This is a genomic window from Streptomyces sp. NPDC037054 (genome assembly GCF_055606745.1).
The window spans coordinates 115,414-130,712 of the sequence record NZ_JBVJSJ010000010.1; the positions used below are offsets into that span (position 1 = coordinate 115,414).

The 15,299-nt window shown below is 71.9% G+C and carries 17 protein-coding genes and 6 tRNA genes; 14 read left to right on the plus strand and 9 right to left on the minus strand.

Annotated elements, in window-relative coordinates; genetic code table 11:
* Nucleotides 1–2: 2 nt before the first annotated feature.
* Nucleotides 3–1,442 carry a serine/threonine-protein kinase gene (locus tag ACZ7D7_RS23740; RefSeq protein ID WP_470826997.1) on the minus strand — a complete coding sequence of 480 codons (1,440 nt, stop codon included), beginning with the start codon at nt 1,440–1,442 and terminating at the stop codon, nt 3–5.
* A 623-nt stretch (nt 1,443–2,065) separates the two neighbouring features.
* Between ACZ7D7_RS23740 and ACZ7D7_RS23745 the strand changes: the two genes are divergently transcribed.
* The 3 genes from ACZ7D7_RS23745 to ACZ7D7_RS23755 all read left to right on the plus strand — a co-directional run bounded on the left by ACZ7D7_RS23745 (nt 2,066) and on the right by ACZ7D7_RS23755 (nt 3,807).
* Nucleotides 2,066–2,272 carry a hypothetical protein gene (locus tag ACZ7D7_RS23745; RefSeq protein WP_470826796.1) on the plus strand — a complete coding sequence of 69 codons (207 nt, stop codon included), beginning with the start codon at nt 2,066–2,068 and terminating at the stop codon, nt 2,270–2,272.
* A 215-nt stretch (nt 2,273–2,487) separates the two neighbouring features.
* Nucleotides 2,488–3,444, plus strand: a complete 957-nt coding sequence (locus ACZ7D7_RS23750) for an aminoglycoside phosphotransferase family protein (protein WP_470826797.1) — start codon at nt 2,488–2,490, stop codon at nt 3,442–3,444.
* Between the two features lie 81 nt (nt 3,445–3,525).
* Nucleotides 3,526–3,807: a TFIIB-type zinc ribbon-containing protein gene (locus ACZ7D7_RS23755; RefSeq protein ID WP_470826798.1), complete on the plus strand. Its 282-nt coding sequence runs from the start codon at nt 3,526–3,528 to the stop codon at nt 3,805–3,807.
* Between the two features lie 71 nt (nt 3,808–3,878).
* Here ACZ7D7_RS23755 and ACZ7D7_RS23760 read toward each other — a convergent pair.
* The 5 genes from ACZ7D7_RS23760 to ACZ7D7_RS23780 form a co-directional block, all read right to left on the minus strand.
* Nucleotides 3,879–3,950: transfer RNA gene (locus ACZ7D7_RS23760), tRNA-Val, on the minus strand.
* 34 nt (nt 3,951–3,984) lie between these two features.
* A tRNA-Val gene (locus tag ACZ7D7_RS23765) sits at nt 3,985–4,056 on the minus strand.
* 33 nt (nt 4,057–4,089) lie between these two features.
* Nucleotides 4,090–4,161 (minus strand) — tRNA-Val (locus ACZ7D7_RS23770).
* A 1-nt stretch (nt 4,162) separates the two neighbouring features.
* Nucleotides 4,163–4,236, minus strand: a tRNA-Cys gene (locus tag ACZ7D7_RS23775).
* A gap of 36 nt (nt 4,237–4,272) precedes the next feature.
* Nucleotides 4,273–4,345: transfer RNA gene (locus ACZ7D7_RS23780), tRNA-Gly, on the minus strand.
* A gap of 177 nt (nt 4,346–4,522) precedes the next feature.
* On the opposite strand from ACZ7D7_RS23780, the gene ACZ7D7_RS23785 reads away from it, so the two are divergent.
* The 3 genes from ACZ7D7_RS23785 to ACZ7D7_RS23795 are packed head-to-tail and all read left to right on the plus strand — an operon-like array spanning nt 4,523 to nt 7,274.
* A complete protein-coding gene (locus ACZ7D7_RS23785) occupies nt 4,523–5,572 on the plus strand; it encodes a chorismate-binding protein (RefSeq protein ID WP_470826800.1) in 1,050 nt (349 codons plus the stop codon).
* Between the two features lies 1 nt (nt 5,573).
* Entirely contained in the window at nt 5,574–6,395 is an 822-nt protein-coding gene (locus tag ACZ7D7_RS23790) for an aminotransferase class IV (RefSeq protein ID WP_470826801.1), read from the plus strand.
* 54 nt (nt 6,396–6,449) lie between these two features.
* Nucleotides 6,450–7,274 (plus strand): GNAT family N-acetyltransferase, encoded by an 825-nt coding sequence (locus tag ACZ7D7_RS23795; RefSeq protein WP_470826803.1) that lies wholly within the window; start codon nt 6,450–6,452, stop codon nt 7,272–7,274.
* Nucleotides 7,275–7,299: 25 nt separating this feature from the next.
* Here the strand turns inward: ACZ7D7_RS23795 and ACZ7D7_RS23800 are convergent, their stop codons facing one another.
* Nucleotides 7,300–7,824: a DsbA family protein gene (locus ACZ7D7_RS23800; RefSeq protein ID WP_470826805.1), complete on the minus strand. Its 525-nt coding sequence runs from the start codon at nt 7,822–7,824 to the stop codon at nt 7,300–7,302.
* Between the two features lie 225 nt (nt 7,825–8,049).
* Between ACZ7D7_RS23800 and ACZ7D7_RS23805 the strand changes: the two genes are divergently transcribed.
* A complete protein-coding gene (locus ACZ7D7_RS23805; protein ID WP_470826806.1) occupies nt 8,050–8,493 on the plus strand; it encodes a hypothetical protein in 444 nt (147 codons plus the stop codon).
* Between the two features lie 156 nt (nt 8,494–8,649).
* Nucleotides 8,650–8,817 (plus strand): hypothetical protein, encoded by a 168-nt coding sequence (locus tag ACZ7D7_RS23810; protein WP_470826807.1) that lies wholly within the window; start codon nt 8,650–8,652, stop codon nt 8,815–8,817.
* Between the two features lie 132 nt (nt 8,818–8,949).
* On the opposite strand, the gene ACZ7D7_RS23815 is transcribed toward ACZ7D7_RS23810, so the two are convergent.
* Nucleotides 8,950–9,510: a CGNR zinc finger domain-containing protein gene (locus tag ACZ7D7_RS23815; RefSeq protein ID WP_470826809.1), complete on the minus strand. Its 561-nt coding sequence runs from the start codon at nt 9,508–9,510 to the stop codon at nt 8,950–8,952.
* Between the two features lie 368 nt (nt 9,511–9,878).
* A complete protein-coding gene (locus ACZ7D7_RS23820; protein ID WP_004002642.1) occupies nt 9,879–10,292 on the minus strand; it encodes an SsgA family sporulation/cell division regulator in 414 nt (137 codons plus the stop codon).
* A 192-nt stretch (nt 10,293–10,484) separates the two neighbouring features.
* Between ACZ7D7_RS23820 and ACZ7D7_RS23825 the strand changes: the two genes are divergently transcribed.
* From ACZ7D7_RS23825 to ACZ7D7_RS23850, 6 genes are all read left to right on the plus strand, one after another.
* On the plus strand, nt 10,485–10,967 hold the full coding sequence (locus ACZ7D7_RS23825) for a TIGR02611 family protein (RefSeq protein ID WP_470826810.1): 483 nt from the start codon (nt 10,485–10,487) through the stop codon (nt 10,965–10,967).
* A 77-nt stretch (nt 10,968–11,044) separates the two neighbouring features.
* Nucleotides 11,045–11,116 (plus strand) — tRNA-Val (locus ACZ7D7_RS23830).
* Between the two features lie 374 nt (nt 11,117–11,490).
* On the plus strand, nt 11,491–12,780 hold the full coding sequence (locus ACZ7D7_RS23835; RefSeq protein ID WP_470826811.1) for an ABC transporter substrate-binding protein: 1,290 nt from the start codon (nt 11,491–11,493) through the stop codon (nt 12,778–12,780).
* Complete coding sequence (locus ACZ7D7_RS23840; RefSeq protein ID WP_470826812.1) at nt 12,780–13,781, plus strand: carbohydrate ABC transporter permease; 1,002 nt, start codon at nt 12,780–12,782, stop codon at nt 13,779–13,781. The genes ACZ7D7_RS23835 and ACZ7D7_RS23840 overlap by 1 nt, the downstream gene beginning before the upstream one ends.
* Nucleotides 13,778–14,671: a carbohydrate ABC transporter permease gene (locus ACZ7D7_RS23845; protein WP_470826813.1), complete on the plus strand. Its 894-nt coding sequence runs from the start codon at nt 13,778–13,780 to the stop codon at nt 14,669–14,671. Before ACZ7D7_RS23840 ends, ACZ7D7_RS23845 begins: the two co-directional genes overlap by 4 nt.
* Before the next feature lie 12 nt (nt 14,672–14,683).
* On the plus strand, nt 14,684–15,283 hold the full coding sequence (locus ACZ7D7_RS23850) for a hypothetical protein (protein ID WP_470826814.1): 600 nt from the start codon (nt 14,684–14,686) through the stop codon (nt 15,281–15,283).
* Nucleotides 15,284–15,299 lie beyond the last annotated feature (16 nt).

A 15,299-nucleotide genomic window follows, 5' to 3' on the forward strand; every position in this document is an offset into this window, starting at 1 on the left:
GTCTAGCGCACGTCGTCCTCGAACGCCGCCCCGTACCGCTCGGCCGTCACCGGCGTGTCCAGTGGCCGGTCCGCCGGCTCCACCCGCTCCTGCCGCGTCGGCGCGGCTCCGCTCCGGCGGTCACCGCCGTCGAGTCCCCGCGACGGGCCCTGACACCCCTGGGCCGCGGCGATGCCGAGCGCCACGAGCAGGGTCACCACGACGAACACGAACAGCCGCTGCCGCAGCAGCCTCGGATTGGCCGGCCGCCGCCCGGTCCCCGTCGTGCGCGGCCCGGGACGTCCCGCCCCGCTGCGCGGCGCCGGACGGCTGCCGCTGCCCGGGCGGGTGCCGCGGCCGGTGGGCGTGGGCCGCGATCCCGACCGGGACGCCGTACCGCCCCCGCGCGATGCGGTACCGCCCCCGCGCGACGCCGGTCCACCGCGCGCCGCGCCGCCCCGTGACGGAGTCGCGCCGCGCACCGGCCCGGACCCCCGGGAAGCGGCACCGCCGCGCGACGCGGGACTGCCCTGCGGGCGGCGCCGCCCGGCCTCCGGGGGGCCCTCGGGGAGCCGCCCGGTCGGCCGGTCCGCGTCGCCGGTCCGGGGAGCCGGCGGCCGCGCGTCGGCCAGGCCCTGTGCCTCACGGGCGGCGATCTCCTTCAGCCGCATCGACAGCTGGAGCGTGCTCGGCCGCTCCTCGGGGTCCTTGGCGAGGCAGGCCCGCACCAGCGGGGCCAGCGCGTCCGGCACGCCCTGGAGATGCGGCTCCTCGTGCACCACGCGGTACAGCATCACCTCCGAACTGCCGTGCCCGAAGGGGGAGTCGCCCGTCGACGCGTACGCGAGCGTGGCGCCCAGCGAGAAGACGTCCGTGGCGGGCGTGACGGCCGCGCCCCGCACCTGCTCGGGCGCGAGGAAACCGGGGGAGCCGACCGCCGTGCCGACGTGGGTGAGCGTCGAGGCGCCCGTCGCCCAGGCGATGCCGAAGTCGATGATCCGCGGCCCCTTCGGGGACAGCAGGATGTTGGACGGCTTCAGGTCCCGGTGCACGACCCCGGCCTCGTGCACGGCGACCAGGCCCTCCGACAGGGCGGCCCCGACGGCCGCGACGTCGGCGGCGCACAGCGGCCCCCCGTCGGCGACCTTGTCGTGCAGGGACGGGCCGGGCACGTACTGCGTGGCGAACCAGGGGCGGTCGGCGTCCAGATCGGCGGCCACGAGCCGTGCCGTGCACCCGCCGCGGATCCGCCGCGCCGCCGAGACCTCGCGCGCGAACCGCGAGCGGAACTCCTGATCCTCCGCCAGGTCGGGCCGGATGACCTTCAGCGCGACCCGCTGCCCCTTCTTGTCGGAGCCCAGGTAGACAACGCCCATCCCGCCCGCGCCGAGCCGTCGGTGAAGCCTGAACGAGCCGACGACGCGCGGGTCCTCGCGCCTCAGGCGCATCATCGCCATGTTCATCCCCGCTGCCCGGTCCCTGTGACGTGCCACAGCTTACGTTTCCCCGGCCCCCCGCGCGCAGAGGCCGCGCCCTCTCCCGGCGACGGATTGTCGGTGCCGGGCGGGCGACTTGAGGGCGGGTCAGGACACCGGCCGCCGTGCCGGACGCGGACGCCACAAGATCCCAACCGGCCGACACGGCAGGGGGATTGGACCCGCACGGGACCGGCCGCGGGGCGCGTCCGGACAAGCGGACGGGACGACGCGCAGGTCAGGGGCGGTGCCGGCGGGGGAGGGGCGTCGGGCACGCACAGGGGTGCGCGGGGGTGTCGCGGAAGTGAGCGAAGTCACGCGCTCGGGGCCTCGCGCCCCATCGGGGACGGTTCGGAGAAACCGGGCGGACCCGCCGCCCCCTCCGGGAAGACCCGGAGACCCGGGACCGCGTCTCCACCCTGGGGAGTACGTGCCCCGGCACGGCTCATCCTCCGGGAGGCCCGGTATTCGGTACGAGGGCATGACGTCCCGGTGTGTCCCGGCACCTAGATTTGAGGACAAGCGGCGGGTGCAGGACTCGTCCCCCGAGGTCGGACACCCGCCGCCGCACAGACCGACCAACCAGGCCAACCAACGGTCAGGAGAACACCATGGCCCACACGGCATCGCGGACAGCGCTCCGCACGCGGGAGCGGGTGGCGTACGCCGCGTTCCGCCCGCGTCGCCAGGGCCGCCGTCACCCCCTGGTGGCGACGCTCATGGCGCTTCCCCTGGCGGTTCTGCTCCTCGTCGTCTTCGACGGCTGGGAGACGGTGGCCACACAGGCGTCGTCCGTGGGTGTGATGCTGGGGCGCTGAACCGCGACCCCAGGCCCGGAAGAGCGGTCCGGGTGGGGACATCCATCCATGAAACCCCGTGGGGACGGGGGTGCGGCGGACGGCACAGATGCCGGCGCAGCTGGGGAGCTGCGCCGGCATTGCCGTACTCCCACGACCGCCCGCGCACTGCTCCAGCGACCGCCCACCGCACCGCACCGGTGCCCCGGCACCGCCGGCGCGACTACCCTCACTCCGTGACAGCCAGCTCCCTCGTGTCCCAGCTGACCGGCAGGGCCACGAGCACCGCGCACGCACGGACCACCACCTGCCCCTGCGGGACGGACACGACGCTCGCCGACCGCCCGGACGGCACCGTCGTACGGCACGGGGAGACCGTCGCCAAGGCCCACCCGCCCGGCACGGACCCGCGCGAGCTGGCCCAGCGCCTCGCCCTCGCCACCCGCCTCCCGGACGTCCTCCTCGCCCCCGTCGAGCCGGCCCCGGTCGACCTGCACGGCAGACTCGTGACGTTCTGGCCGTACGGCAGCCCCGTCGACCCCGACGAGCCGGACTCGGCGCCCTGGGAGGCGGCCGGCGACCTGCTCGCCCGGCTGCACCGCACCCCCCTCGACGGCGCCGACGCGCCCGCCATGCGGGGCCCCCTCAAGGCGGCCCGTGCCGTCGAACACCTCCGCCGCGCCGCCGACCGGCACCCGGCCGCCGACGCCGTGCTGCGCGCCTGGGACACGCTGCCCGCCTGGGCCCGCGCCGAGGCGCCCGCGCCCGGCACCACGACCCTGTGCCACGGAGACCTGCACCTCGGCCAGCTCGTCCGGCACCCCGACGGCCGCTGGCTGCTCATAGACGTCGACGACGTGGGCACCGGCGTCCCCGCCTGGGACCTGGCCCGCCCGGCGGCCTGGTACGCCTGCGGACTGCTCACGCCCGAGGAGTGGGACCGGTTCCTGACCGCGTACCGCGCCGCGGACGGCCCCGCCGTGCCCGCGGCCGGCGACCCCTGGCCCGCGCTCGACGTCCCGGCCCGTGCGCTGACCGTGCAGACCGGCGCCCAGGCCCTGGTGAAGTCCGCGGCGGCCGGCCGGCCCCTGGACGAGGTGGAGGAACTGGTCCTGGCGGCGTGCGACCGGATGGCATCCGTACCGGCCGCTGCGGCCGATCCCTGCGAATCGGCACAAGGTTTCGCGAAGTAGGGTGCAACCGACCGCCGCCGGACGGAGTCTTGTCCTGGCGATACGCGAAGCAGGAACGACCGGCGAGGAGTTGAGCCGACGATGCAGTGTCCGAAGTGCCGAGCCCCGATGCACACCTACAACCGCAACGGCGTCCAGATCGAGCAGTGCAGCGGATGCCGGGGGATCTTCCTGGACTACGGCGAGCTGGAGTCGCTGACCCGGCTGGAGTCCCAGTGGCAGCAGCCCGCCGCCCCGCCGCCCCCGGCCGCCCCGCAGGCCTACCCCGCGGCACCCGCTCCCGCCTGGGGCGCCCCGCAGCACGGCCACCACCCCCACGGGCGCCGTCACAAGAGCTTCGGGCACATGCTGTTCTCCAGCTGAACGGCATGGACCGCGCCGCTGACCCGCACCACGAAGAAGCCCCCCGGTGAGAACCGGGGGGCTTCGGTGCGTGGACGATACTGGGATTGAACCAGTGACCTCTTCCGTGTCAGGGAAGCGCTCTCCCGCTGAGCTAATCGTCCTCGGGACCACGATCCGAAGATCGCGAGTACTGCGTGCGCGATACTGGGATTGAACCAGTGACCTCTTCCGTGTCAGGGAAGCGCTCTCCCGCTGAGCTAATCGCGCGGGTCAGACCTTCGACGACCGTCGAAGATCCAGTGGACGATACTGGGATTGAACCAGTGACCTCTTCCGTGTCAGGGAAGCGCTCTCCCGCTGAGCTAATCGTCCTTGGAGGTGGAGACGGGATTTGAACCCGTGTAGACGGCTTTGCAGGCCGTTGCCTCGCCTCTCGGCCACTCCACCAGGAGTGTAGGGGACGGAAATCCCCCTCTTCCTTCGAGCGGACGACGAGGTTCGAACTCGCGACCTCAACCTTGGCAAGGTTGCGCTCTACCAACTGAGCTACGTCCGCCTGTCGTTTCGGTCCGCTCGCGCGGCCCGGCGACGAGTTGAACTCTAGCGGATTCCGCAGCCAGGACAAAAACGCGTTTGCGCAGCGTGCTGCGCTACGCCTGCTCACGGACCTGCGAGGGTCCCCGCGGGGTCACGGCTAGGTCACCCCTCGGACACCCGCCCTAGACTCGATCGCGTGCTCGACCTCGCTCCTCTCGCCCGCTTCGGCGACCGCGTCGCCACCGGTCTGACCGACGTCACCAGCGATCCCGCGGCCCTGGACTCCACCGGCTTCTGGGCCGTCTGCGCCGACTTCGAGGGCCGTCTGACCTGCGCCCGCTTCCGGGACGTCCGGGAACAGCCGGTCCCGGCCCCCGTCCCGGGCGCCTGGCGCGGACCGGCCGCCGGTGACTGGACGTCGTCCCTCGACCGCGCCGCGTACACGGCGGGCGTCCGGCGGATCCGGGAGCACATAGCGGCCGGCGAGGTCTACCAGGCCAACCTGTGCCGGGTGCTGTCCGCGCCCGTCGCTCCCGACGCCGACGTCGACGCCCTTACCGCCCTGCTGGCCCGCGGCAACCCCGCCCCGTACGCCGGAACGATCCGGCTGCCCGGACACGGCGTCGAGATCGCCACCGCCTCGCCCGAGCTGTTCCTGCGCCGGGACGGCCGCACCGTCGAGTCGGGGCCGATCAAGGGCACCGGACGCACCGAGGCCGACCTCCTGGACAAGGACTACGCCGAGAACGTGATGATCGTGGATCTCGTCCGCAACGACATCGGCCGGGTCTGCGCCACCGGCTCCGTCTCGGTCCCCGACCTGTGCGCCGTCGAGAAGCACCCCGGCCTCGTCCACCTCGTGTCGACCGTACGGGGCGAGCTGCGCGACGGGGCCGGCTGGCCGGAACTGCTCGACGCCGCGTTCCCGCCCGGCTCCGTGACCGGCGCGCCCAAGTCCAGCGCCCTGACGATCATCGACGCCCTGGAGACGGCGCCCCGCGGCCCCTACTGCGGCGGCGTCGGCTGGGTCGACGCCGACCGGGGCACCGCCGAGCTGGCCGTCGGCATCCGCACCTTCTGGATCGAGCGGCCCGCCCCCGGCACCGCCGTCCTGCGGTTCGGCACCGGCGCCGGGATCACCTGGGGCTCCGACCCCGAGGGGGAGTGGCGGGAGACCGAACTGAAGGCGTCCCGGCTGCTCGCGGTAGCGTCGGGAGCGTACGAGGAGAGCGAAGGGACTTGTTGACGTGAAGATCTGGCTCGACGGCGGGCTGCAGGACATCGAGTCCGCCCGCGTCTCCGTCTTCGACCACGGACTGACCGTGGGCGACGGCATCTTCGAGACGGTGAAGGCGGTCGACGGCAAGCCGTTCGCGCTCACCCGGCACCTGGACCGGCTGACCCGGTCCGCGCGCGGCCTCGGCCTGCCCGACCCCGACCACGACGAGGTCCGCCGCGCCTGCGCCGCCGTCCTCGACGCGAACCCCATGCCGCTCGGCCGGCTGCGCATCACCTTCACCGGCGGCCACGGCCCGCTCGGCTCCGACCGCGGCGAGCACGGCCCCACCCTCGTCGTCGCCCTCGGCGGGACCACCCGGCGCCCCGACTCCACCGCCGTCGTCACCGTCCCCTGGACGCGCAACGAACGCGGCGCGCTCACCGGCCTGAAGACGACCTCGTACGCCGAGAACGTCGTCGCCCTCGCCCGCGCCCGCGAACAGGGCGCCTCCGAGGCGCTGTTCGGCAACACGGTGGGGCACCTGTGCGAGGGCACCGGCTCCAACGTCTTCGTCGTCCTCGACGGCGAGATCCACACCCCGCCGCTCGCCTCCGGCTGCCTCGCCGGCATCACCCGCGAGCTGACCGTCGAGTGGACCGGCGCCAAGGAGACCGACCTGCCGCTCGACGTCCTGGAGCGGGCCGACGAAATCTTCCTCACCTCCACGCTGCGCGACGTCCAGGCCGTGCACCGCGTCGACGGCCGCGAACTGCCCGGCGCACCCGGCCCGGCGACCGCCAAGGCCATGCGGATCTTCGACGAGCGGGCCGGCGACGATCTCGACCCCTGACAGCCGGGCATATTCGGCTGACCCGGTGGCGCGGCAGCGGGTAGAACACAACCGATGACCACGACCCTGCGGCCGACCGAGCCGCTCCAGCAGCACGCCGACGGGACACGTTCGCGCCGCTACCAGGTGTGCGTGAACAGCCGTCCCGTCGGCGTGATACACCTCGGCACGCATCCCGTCTTCGGCGACGCGGTGGCCCGCGTCATGAAGCTGCGGATCGACGAGCCGGACCGGCGGCGCGGCCGGGGCACCGTCGCCGCGCTCGCCGCCGAGGAGGTCGCCCGCGGCTGGGGCTGCCGGCGCATCGAGGCCGACGTCCCCGCCGAACCGGAAGCGGCCTTCCGCCTCGCCACCGCCCTCGGCTACGTCGTCCGCAACCGCAACATGACGAAGGCCCTCGGCGACACACCGCCCGCCCTGCCCGCCGGCACCCGGGCGCGCCCCATGACCGAGGAGGAGTTCGGGCCCTGGCTGGCCAAGGGCCGCGAGGAGTACGCCCGCAACTGGAGGGAGCGGGGCGTCCCCGAGGCCGAGGCCCGGGCCAAGTCCGAGCGCGACCACGCGAGCCTGCTGCCCGACGGGCGGCGCACGGCCGACATGATCTTCAGCGTCCTCGAACACGAGGGGACACCGGTCGGCACCCTGTGGCTGGCGCTGCGCCACGACCACGCCTTCGTCTTCGACGTCGAGACCGCCGCCGCACACCGCGGCCGGGGCCACGGCCGCTCCCTGCTGCTCCTCGCGGAGACCCAGGCCGTCGAGGGCGGAAAGCACGCCATCGGGCTCAACGTCTTCGCGGGCAACACCCCGGCGGAACGGCTCTACGACTCCCTGGGCTACGAGACGTCGCGGTACGCGATGTACAAGCCGCTGCTGTAGCCGGGGCCGGTCGGCCGGCGGCCGCTCACGCCTCCCGCGCCGCCAGCAGCCGGTCCGCGATCTCCTCGATCCGCGTCCGCAGCCCCTCCTGGCTCTTGCCGCCGTCGAGGCGCTCGCCCCCGATGACGTACGTGGGGGTGCCCGTCACGCCGATCGCCTTGCCCTCGGCCTGGTCCGCGTCGACGATCAGGATGTGCCGGCCGTCGATCAGCGCGGTGTCGAACTCCTCGGCGTCCAGACCGAGTTCGCCGGCGACATCGACGAGCACCGGCTCGCCCCGGCGGGACAGGTCCTCGACCCGCTCCAGCACGGCCTCGACGTACTCCCAGCCCTTGCCCTGCTCAGCCGCCTCCTCGGCGGCCTGCGCAGCGGCGAAGGCGTGCTTGTGCTTCTCCAGCGGGAAGTGCCGCAGCCGCAGCTCGAGACGGTCGCCGTAGCGGGCGCGCAGGGCACGCAAGTCGGCCAGCGCGGTACGGCAGTCCGGGCACTGCAGCTCGCACCAGACGTCGAGGACGGGCGGGGCGGGGCGGACGGGGGAGGAGTCGCTCATGCCCCCAAGTCTTCCAGCCCCGGCCCCCGCGGCCCAATCGGCCCTCGCAGGTCAGGACGCGGAACGGCGGGGGCGCGCCGCCCGCGCGTACGTCCCGCCCGGCACCTGCGGAGGAGCCGACCCCGAGATGTCCCTGATCTACGGCCGGGGCATGGCCCGCCGGGGGCCGGGCGGTGCAGGATGGAAGGGACGAAGTGCCCGACAGCGCCACGCGTGGAGGACCGGATGATTGCCGAGACCGTCTGTTCCGCCGTCGCCGTGGCCGGCCTGGGCATCGCCGCGATCACCGCGTACCGCAAGAGGTTCCTGCCGGCGGCCCGCATCGCGGGCTACGCGCTCGTCCCGCTCGGCCTGGTGATGACGGGCGTGGTCGACTGGCTGGCCGACACCGCCCTCAGCCCGACGGCGTGGGCGGGCTTCGGGGTGCTCGGCGCCTCCTGGCTGCTGTTCGCGTCCACGCGCGCGGTGGAGCGCCGCCGGGGCGGCAGCCGCAAGGAGCGCAAGGCGGCAGCGGCGGCGGCACAGCGCGACGCCGTGGCGCCGACCGCCTCCGCGCCCTCCCTGGGGCAGGGCGCACGCCCGGCGGCCAAGCCCGCGCCCTCCTCCGCACCCCGCGCCGAGGACGACTTCAGCGACATCGAGGCCATCCTCAAGAAGCACGGAATCTGACGCTCCCCGTGCCTGGCTGAAACGACACAGTGGGCCGCCCGAGCGCCCCGAAACGATCACAAGCGGCACCGGACCACGCGGATTTCTGTGAACTCCGGTGCTTTCCGGGCGGCTTGTTCGCGCGGGACCCCTCACCTGCGTCATCATCGCGGCGAGATGCTGGACACGACACAGAGCGAGGCCGCGCCGTCGCACGACGAGCCGTCCAAGGACGAGCCACGCGGTTGCCTCTTCGCCCTTTCCCAGCCACCGCTGATGATCTTCCTTGCGGTGATCGGGTGTCTGCTGCTCATGGCTTCGCTGCACGATCTGCTGCTGCTCTGAGCCGTACCCGCGGTCTCCGGCGTCACCCGCCGGGGGCCGCGTCGACAACCCGTCCCGGGATCGGTGGACAGCCGGCCCCGGGTCGTCGGACCACCCGCCCCGGCACGTGTCCGGCGCCGGCCGCGGCGGACGTCAGCCCGCCGCCTCCTTGCGCCGCGCCCGGTACGCGGCCACGTGCAGCCGGTTCCCGCAGGTGCGGCTGTCGCAGTAGCGCCGCGAGCGGTTCCGCGAGAGGTCGACGAAGGCCCGACGGCAGTCGGGCGCCTCGCAGCGCCGCAGCCGCTCCTGCTCCCCGGCGACGACGAAGAACGCCAGCGCCATCCCGCAGTCGGCGGCCAGGTGGTCCGCGACGGAGGCCCCGGGCGCGAAGTAGTGCACGTGCCAGTCGTGGCCGTCGTGGTCGGTGAGGCGCGGCGTGGTGCCGGCCGCGGCCACCAGTTCGTTGATCAGCACGGCGGCCGACCGGGCGTCGGGGGCCGCGAAGACCGACGCGAACCGGGCGCGCACCTTGCGGACCGCGGACAGGTCGAACTCCGAGAGCACCCCGGCGTCGCTGATCCGGTGGTTCCCCACGAACTCGGCGAGGGCGTCGACGTCCGCCAGTCCGTCCGGCGTCGTGTCGTCCTCCGGTGCGGTGTTCACCAGATCCACCACGGTGTCCAGTGCGCACCGGGTGTCGTGGGTGATCAGCACGTTTCGCTCCCTGGCCTGATGGTCGGGCGGGGCGCCCGCCGATGCTGGCCGATGGTAGTGGCTTCCGCGCCGGACGCACCGGCTCCGTCGCCGCCCTGGGCACCGCGGCTCCGTCGCCGACGCCGGTCCGGCCGCCCGTGGTGCCCGTACAACGACCTCCGCCCCGCCCGCGTTCCCGCCGCCCGCCGATGCCTCTCCGTCACGCACAGTGGCCGCCCCGGCCCGTGATCCGTACGGCCGCCACGCGCACCGGCGCCGCCACCGCGGAGGTCCGCGGCGACGGCGCCGTGTGTGTGCCTTATGCGGTTGTCTGAGCCCGAGCCGTCACCCCGAGTCGACGGCGCCGGGCGGTCTGGTGCGCCCTCGGCCTAGCTTTCCGCCAGGATGTGCGAAAGCTCCTGGTCGAGATCGAAGTGCCGGTGTTCCGTGCCGGGGGGCACGGCGGCGTCGGTCCGCTTCAGGAAGGACTCCAGGGCCCGTGCCGGGGCCTCGAGCAGCGCCTCGCCCTCCGGGGAGCTGAGGGCGATGCAGACGACGCCCTGACCGTGGCTGCGCGACGGCCAGACACGGACGTCGCCGGTGCCGGTGGGACGGTGAAGCCCTTCGGCGAGGAGGTCGCGGGCGAACACCCACTCGACGGTCTCCTCGGCTCCGGTGTGGAAGGTGGCGTGCACGGCGTAGGGGTCGGCCGTGTCGTACCGCAGGCCTGCGGGGACAGGCAGGGAGGACTCGCTCGACACAACGAGGCGCAGGTGCAGCTCGCAGCTGACCGTGGTGTTCATAAGCGCCAGGGCCTTTCGCTCAGTGTGCGCTCGGGGATTCGCACGTCGGCGAAATCGACATGCCACCTACGGTGCCGTTGTAAACCCCTCTGAGTGTTTTGCGTGCGTTTACGTAACTCTTCCGGCGGAGAGATCGTCCCACTCGGACGTCCATTACGGTGACCGGATTCCACTCGGGTAGGGTTTACCCGTATGAATACGGGGAGTAACGAGCCGGGCGAGGTGGCCATGGCAACGGACGAGACCGGAAGCGGCAGGGCCGGATCGGGCGCCACGGCCGCGGACACGGGTGCCGAGGAGCGGGGCCTCGGATCGCGCGCGCCGGAATTCGTGAAGGCGCGCCGCATGCTGCACCTCAGCTGGCAGGTCGGCGTCTTCGTGATCGGCCTGGCGGTCGTGGTGACCGGCATCATCATGCTGCCGCTGCCCGGTCCCGGCTGGGTCGTGATCTTCGGCGGCATGGCGATCTGGGCGACCGAGTTCGTCTGGGCGCAGCTCGTGCTGCGCTGGACCAAGCGCAAGGTCACCGAGGCGGCGCAGCGCGCCCTCGATCCCAAGGTGCGGCGCCGCAACATCATCCTGACGACCGTCGGCCTGGTGATCGTCGCCGCGCTGCTGGCGGTCTACGTCTGGAAGTTCGGCTTCGAGATGCCCTGGAAGATCGAGAACCAGTGAGCGGCGCGGGGCCGCGGTGACCGTCGGGCGCTGGTCACAGGCACCCCCTGACATGGGGTAATGTTCTTCCTGCGCCCGGGCGATTAGCTCAGCGGAAGAGCGCTTCGTTCACACCGAAGAGGTCACTGGTTCGAACCCAGTATCGCCCACCGGATCGCACGACGACCCGGCTCACGGAGGACCGTGAGCCGGGTCGTCCGCTGTGTCCTGAGCCGTGCGGCGCGCCGCGTGCGGGGCCCGAATCCGCCACATCCCGCCCGCCTTCACCCAACCGTAACCTTCCGGCTTGCCCGGTTTGTGGGGTCGGACGCTGTTCGACAGGTCGACCGCAGGGCTTTCACCTGGGGTTTTCCGGCGGCGGAGGTGAGGGTGAGGCGTCCGGCGCCGTCGTGGACGGGCCTTGCCAGGGATGAATTCCTGCCCGAATCATTGACGTGCTCGTAGGCCCTCCGTAACTTGTGGCGGCAAGCGCTTACTTGAAACGATTCATGAGAGCGGACGCAACCTCGCTGGGGAGGCTCATATGCAGCAGAACAGGAATGTTGAGAGGCGGACGGTCCTCAAAGCGGCCGGGGCCTCCCTGGCCGTCGCGGGACTGGGCGCCACGGCCACGGCCTGCGGCGGGGGCAGCGGTTCGGGCGACGGAACGGTGACGATCCGTTACGCCTGGTGGGGTGCGGAGGACCGGGCGCAGCGCATCAACAAGACCATCGAGCTCTTCGAGAAGAAGTACCCGAAGATCAAGGTGAAAACGGACTTCCAGCCGTACGGCGACTTCTGGAAGAAGTTCAACACCCAGGCCTCCGGCGGGAATCCGCCGGACGTCTTCCAGAACGCGATCGGATTCCTGCGGAAATACGACGCGAAGAATGTGCTGCTCGATCTCAACGAGCAGGTCGAGGCCGGCAATCTCTCGCTCGACGGATTCCGCGCCGGTCTCGAGAAGTTCGGCGAGGTCGACGGCAAGCTCCTCGGCGTTCCGGTCGGTTCGAACTCGATGGCCCTGGTCATCGACAAGCCCGTCTACACCCGCGCCGGCGTCAAGCCCGAACTGGGCTGGACGTGGGACGACTTCGACGAGGCGCTGCGCAAGATCCGCGACAAGACGGGCCGCGCCGGTGACAGCGGCATGTACGGCGTCATGTACCTCTACGACCTGTACCTCCGTCAGAACGGCAAGGCGTTCTTCACCGAGGACGGACTCGGTTTCACCGAGGCGGATCTGACGCAGTGGTGGACGAAGGCCGAGAAGGGCGTGAAGTCCGGCCTGTTCGCCGACCCGAAGAAGGTCGCCCAGATCAAGCCCAAGTCGGCCCTGTCGGCGGAACTCGCGGGCAGCGAGTTCACCTGGGACAACTTCACCGTCCGCTACACCTCCGAGGGCAAGAGCGAGTACGGTCTCGCGCCCATCCCGAGCACGGACGGCAAGAAGACCGGCCAGTACCTCGGCTCCCTGATGCTGAGCGCCTCCAAGCGCACCCAGCACCCCAAGGAAGTCGCCCAGTTCATCGACTTCATGACGCACGACCCCGAGGTCGCCAAGATCATGGGCTACGACCGCGGTGTGCCGGCGACGCAGGCGCAGTTCGACGCGTACCAGCCGACCGACCCGGTCAACAAGGCGATCGCCGAGTACGAGAAGTCCATCGAGGCGGCCGGCGTCCTGGAGACCATCACCCCGCACCCGAACGGCGCCGACATCTGTGAGGCCGCCTTCCTGCGCATCGCGGAGGAGATGGCGCTCGGCAAGCGGTCCGTGAGTGACGCCGTCAAGCAGTTCTTCACCGAGTCGAAGACGGCTCTCGGCAGCTGATGGGAACCACCGTGACACACGCCCCTGCGACGGAGGGCCTCATGAGGGACTCCGAGCCGCGGCACGGTCCGGTGAACTCCGCGAGCCCCGCCGCCCGCAAGCGGCGGGGCCGCCGGGAGAACCTGACCGGCTACCTCTTCATGTCTCCCTGGATCGCCGGGTTCCTGCTGCTGACGGCGGGCCCGATGGCGGCCTCGCTCTACTTCGCGTTCACCGACTACAACCTGTTCGACGCCCCCCGGTGGATCGGCTTCGACAACTTCTCCGAGATGTTCGGCGACCCGCGCTGGCGCCACTCGGTGCAGGTGACGCTCTGGTACGTCGTGGTCGGCACGCCGATCAAGCTGCTCGCCGCGCTCGGCGTGGCGCTGCTGCTGGCGCAGAAGCGGCGCGGCCAGGCCTTCTACCGCGCGGCGTTCTACGCGCCGTCGCTGATCGGCGCGAGCGTGTCCGTCGCGATCGTCTGGAAGGCGATCTTCTCGGACGGCGCGGTCGTCGACCGCACGCAGCGGTTCTTCGGGATCGACGCCGGCGGCTGGACCGGCGATCCCGACCTCATCATCTACAGCCTGGTGGCGCTGACGGTCTGGCAGTTCGGCGCGCCGATGGTCATCTTCCTGGCCGGTCTCAAGCAGGTCCCGCGCGAGCTGTACGAGGCGGCCGACGTCGACGGCGCCGGCAAGCTGCGCCAGTTCTGGAACATCACCCTGCCGATGATCTCCCCGGTGCTGTTCTTCAACGTCCTGCTGGAGACCATCCACTCCTTCCAGATCTTCAGCTCGGCGTACATCGTCGGCGGCGGCGCCGGAGGCAACGCCTGCGGCCCGGCGGACGGCTCCATGGTCTACACCTGCTACCTGTACGTCCAGGGCTTCGAGAACAGCCGGATGGGCCTGGCCTCCGCCATGGCGTGGATGCTGCTGGTCGCGGTCGCGCTGGTGACGGCGGTGCTGTTCTGGTCCCAGAAGCGCTGGGTGCACTACGAGGAGGGCGGCCGATGAGTACCGAGGCCACCGACGTCACGCCCGCCCGGTCCGCGAAGGGGGCGGCCCTGCGCGGCAGGCTGTCCGGTTCCCTCGCCTGGCACCTCGGGGCGCTGGCGGTCCTCGTCGTGATCCTCTACCCGGTGGTCTGGGTGATCGGCGGCTCCTTCAAGAAGAGTGAGGACATCGTCGGCAGCCTGGACCTGTTCCCGGCCGACCCGATCACGTCCAACTACACACGGCTGACCGAGGGCATCGCCGACGTCGCGATCTCGACGTTCTTCATGAACTCGCTGTTCCTGTCGCTCGGTTCGGTCGTCGGCATCCTGGTGTCCTGCTCGCTGACGGCCTATGCCTTCGCGAAGATCAGGTTCGTGGGCCGCAATCTGCTGTTCACGCTGATGATCGGGACGCTCCTGCTGCCGTACCACGTGCTGCTGATCCCGCAGTACGTGCTGTTCCGCAACATGGACATGATCAACACGTACACGCCGCTGCTGCTCGGCAAGTACCTCGCCACGGAGGCGTTCTTCGTCTTCCTCATGGTGCAGTTCATGCGGAACCTGCCGAGGGAGCTGGACGAGGCCGCCCGTCTCGACGGCTGCGGGCATTTCCGCATCTACTGGTCGATCGTGCTCCCGTTGAGCCGCCCCGCCCTGATCACCAGCGCGATCTTCACCTTCATCAACGCCTGGAACGACTTCATGGGCCCGCTGATCTACCTCAACGAGCCCGACAAGTACACGGTCTCGCTGGGTCTGAAGATGTTCGTCGACCAGGAGGCCGTGGCCGACTACGGCGGCATGATCGCCATGTCCCTCGTCGCGCTGCTGCCGGTGCTGGCCTTCTTCCTGGCCTTCCAGCGCTACCTGATCGACGGCATGGCGACGTCCGGTCTCAAGGGCTGAGGGGAGCCGGTCATGTCCCAGGCGCGTGCCAAGGCCCGTACGGAGCGCGGCGAGTCGCGGTTCTTCGAACGGTTCGCCGTGTTCGCCGAGTGCCTGCTCACCGGGGTGTGGATCGCGGTGGCCTCGCTGCCGCTGGTGACCTACCCCGCCGCGTTCGCCGCCGGCGCCCGGCACCTGCGGCGGCACACGCGCCACGAGGTCGGCGGCTGGCGCGCGTTCACCGCCGACTTCCGTTCGGCGGTGCGCCGCGGCTGGCTCGTCGGGCTCGGCGGATGGGCCGCGCTGGCCGCCGTCTGGATCGACGTGCAGGCCGTGCGAGCCGGGCTGCCGGGCGGACCGCTGGTCGGAGCGGTCGGGCTGTTCGCGTTGATCGGCGCCGCCGTCGCCGGACTGCGCGCGAGCGCCGCCTGGCAGCCCGGCGCCTCCTGGCGCGCGCTGCTCGCCGACGCCGGGCGGCGCACCGTCCTCGACCCGGCCGGCTCCTTCCTGATCGTCGGCGGACTGGCCGTGGTGGTCTGCTCCGCCTGGTTCGCCGCGCCGCTGGCGGTCCCCGTCCTCGGGGCCGTCGCGGCCGCCTGCCTCGCCGTCGAGGAGCGTTACCGGCGCCGCTGAGCGGTGCCCCCGGTTA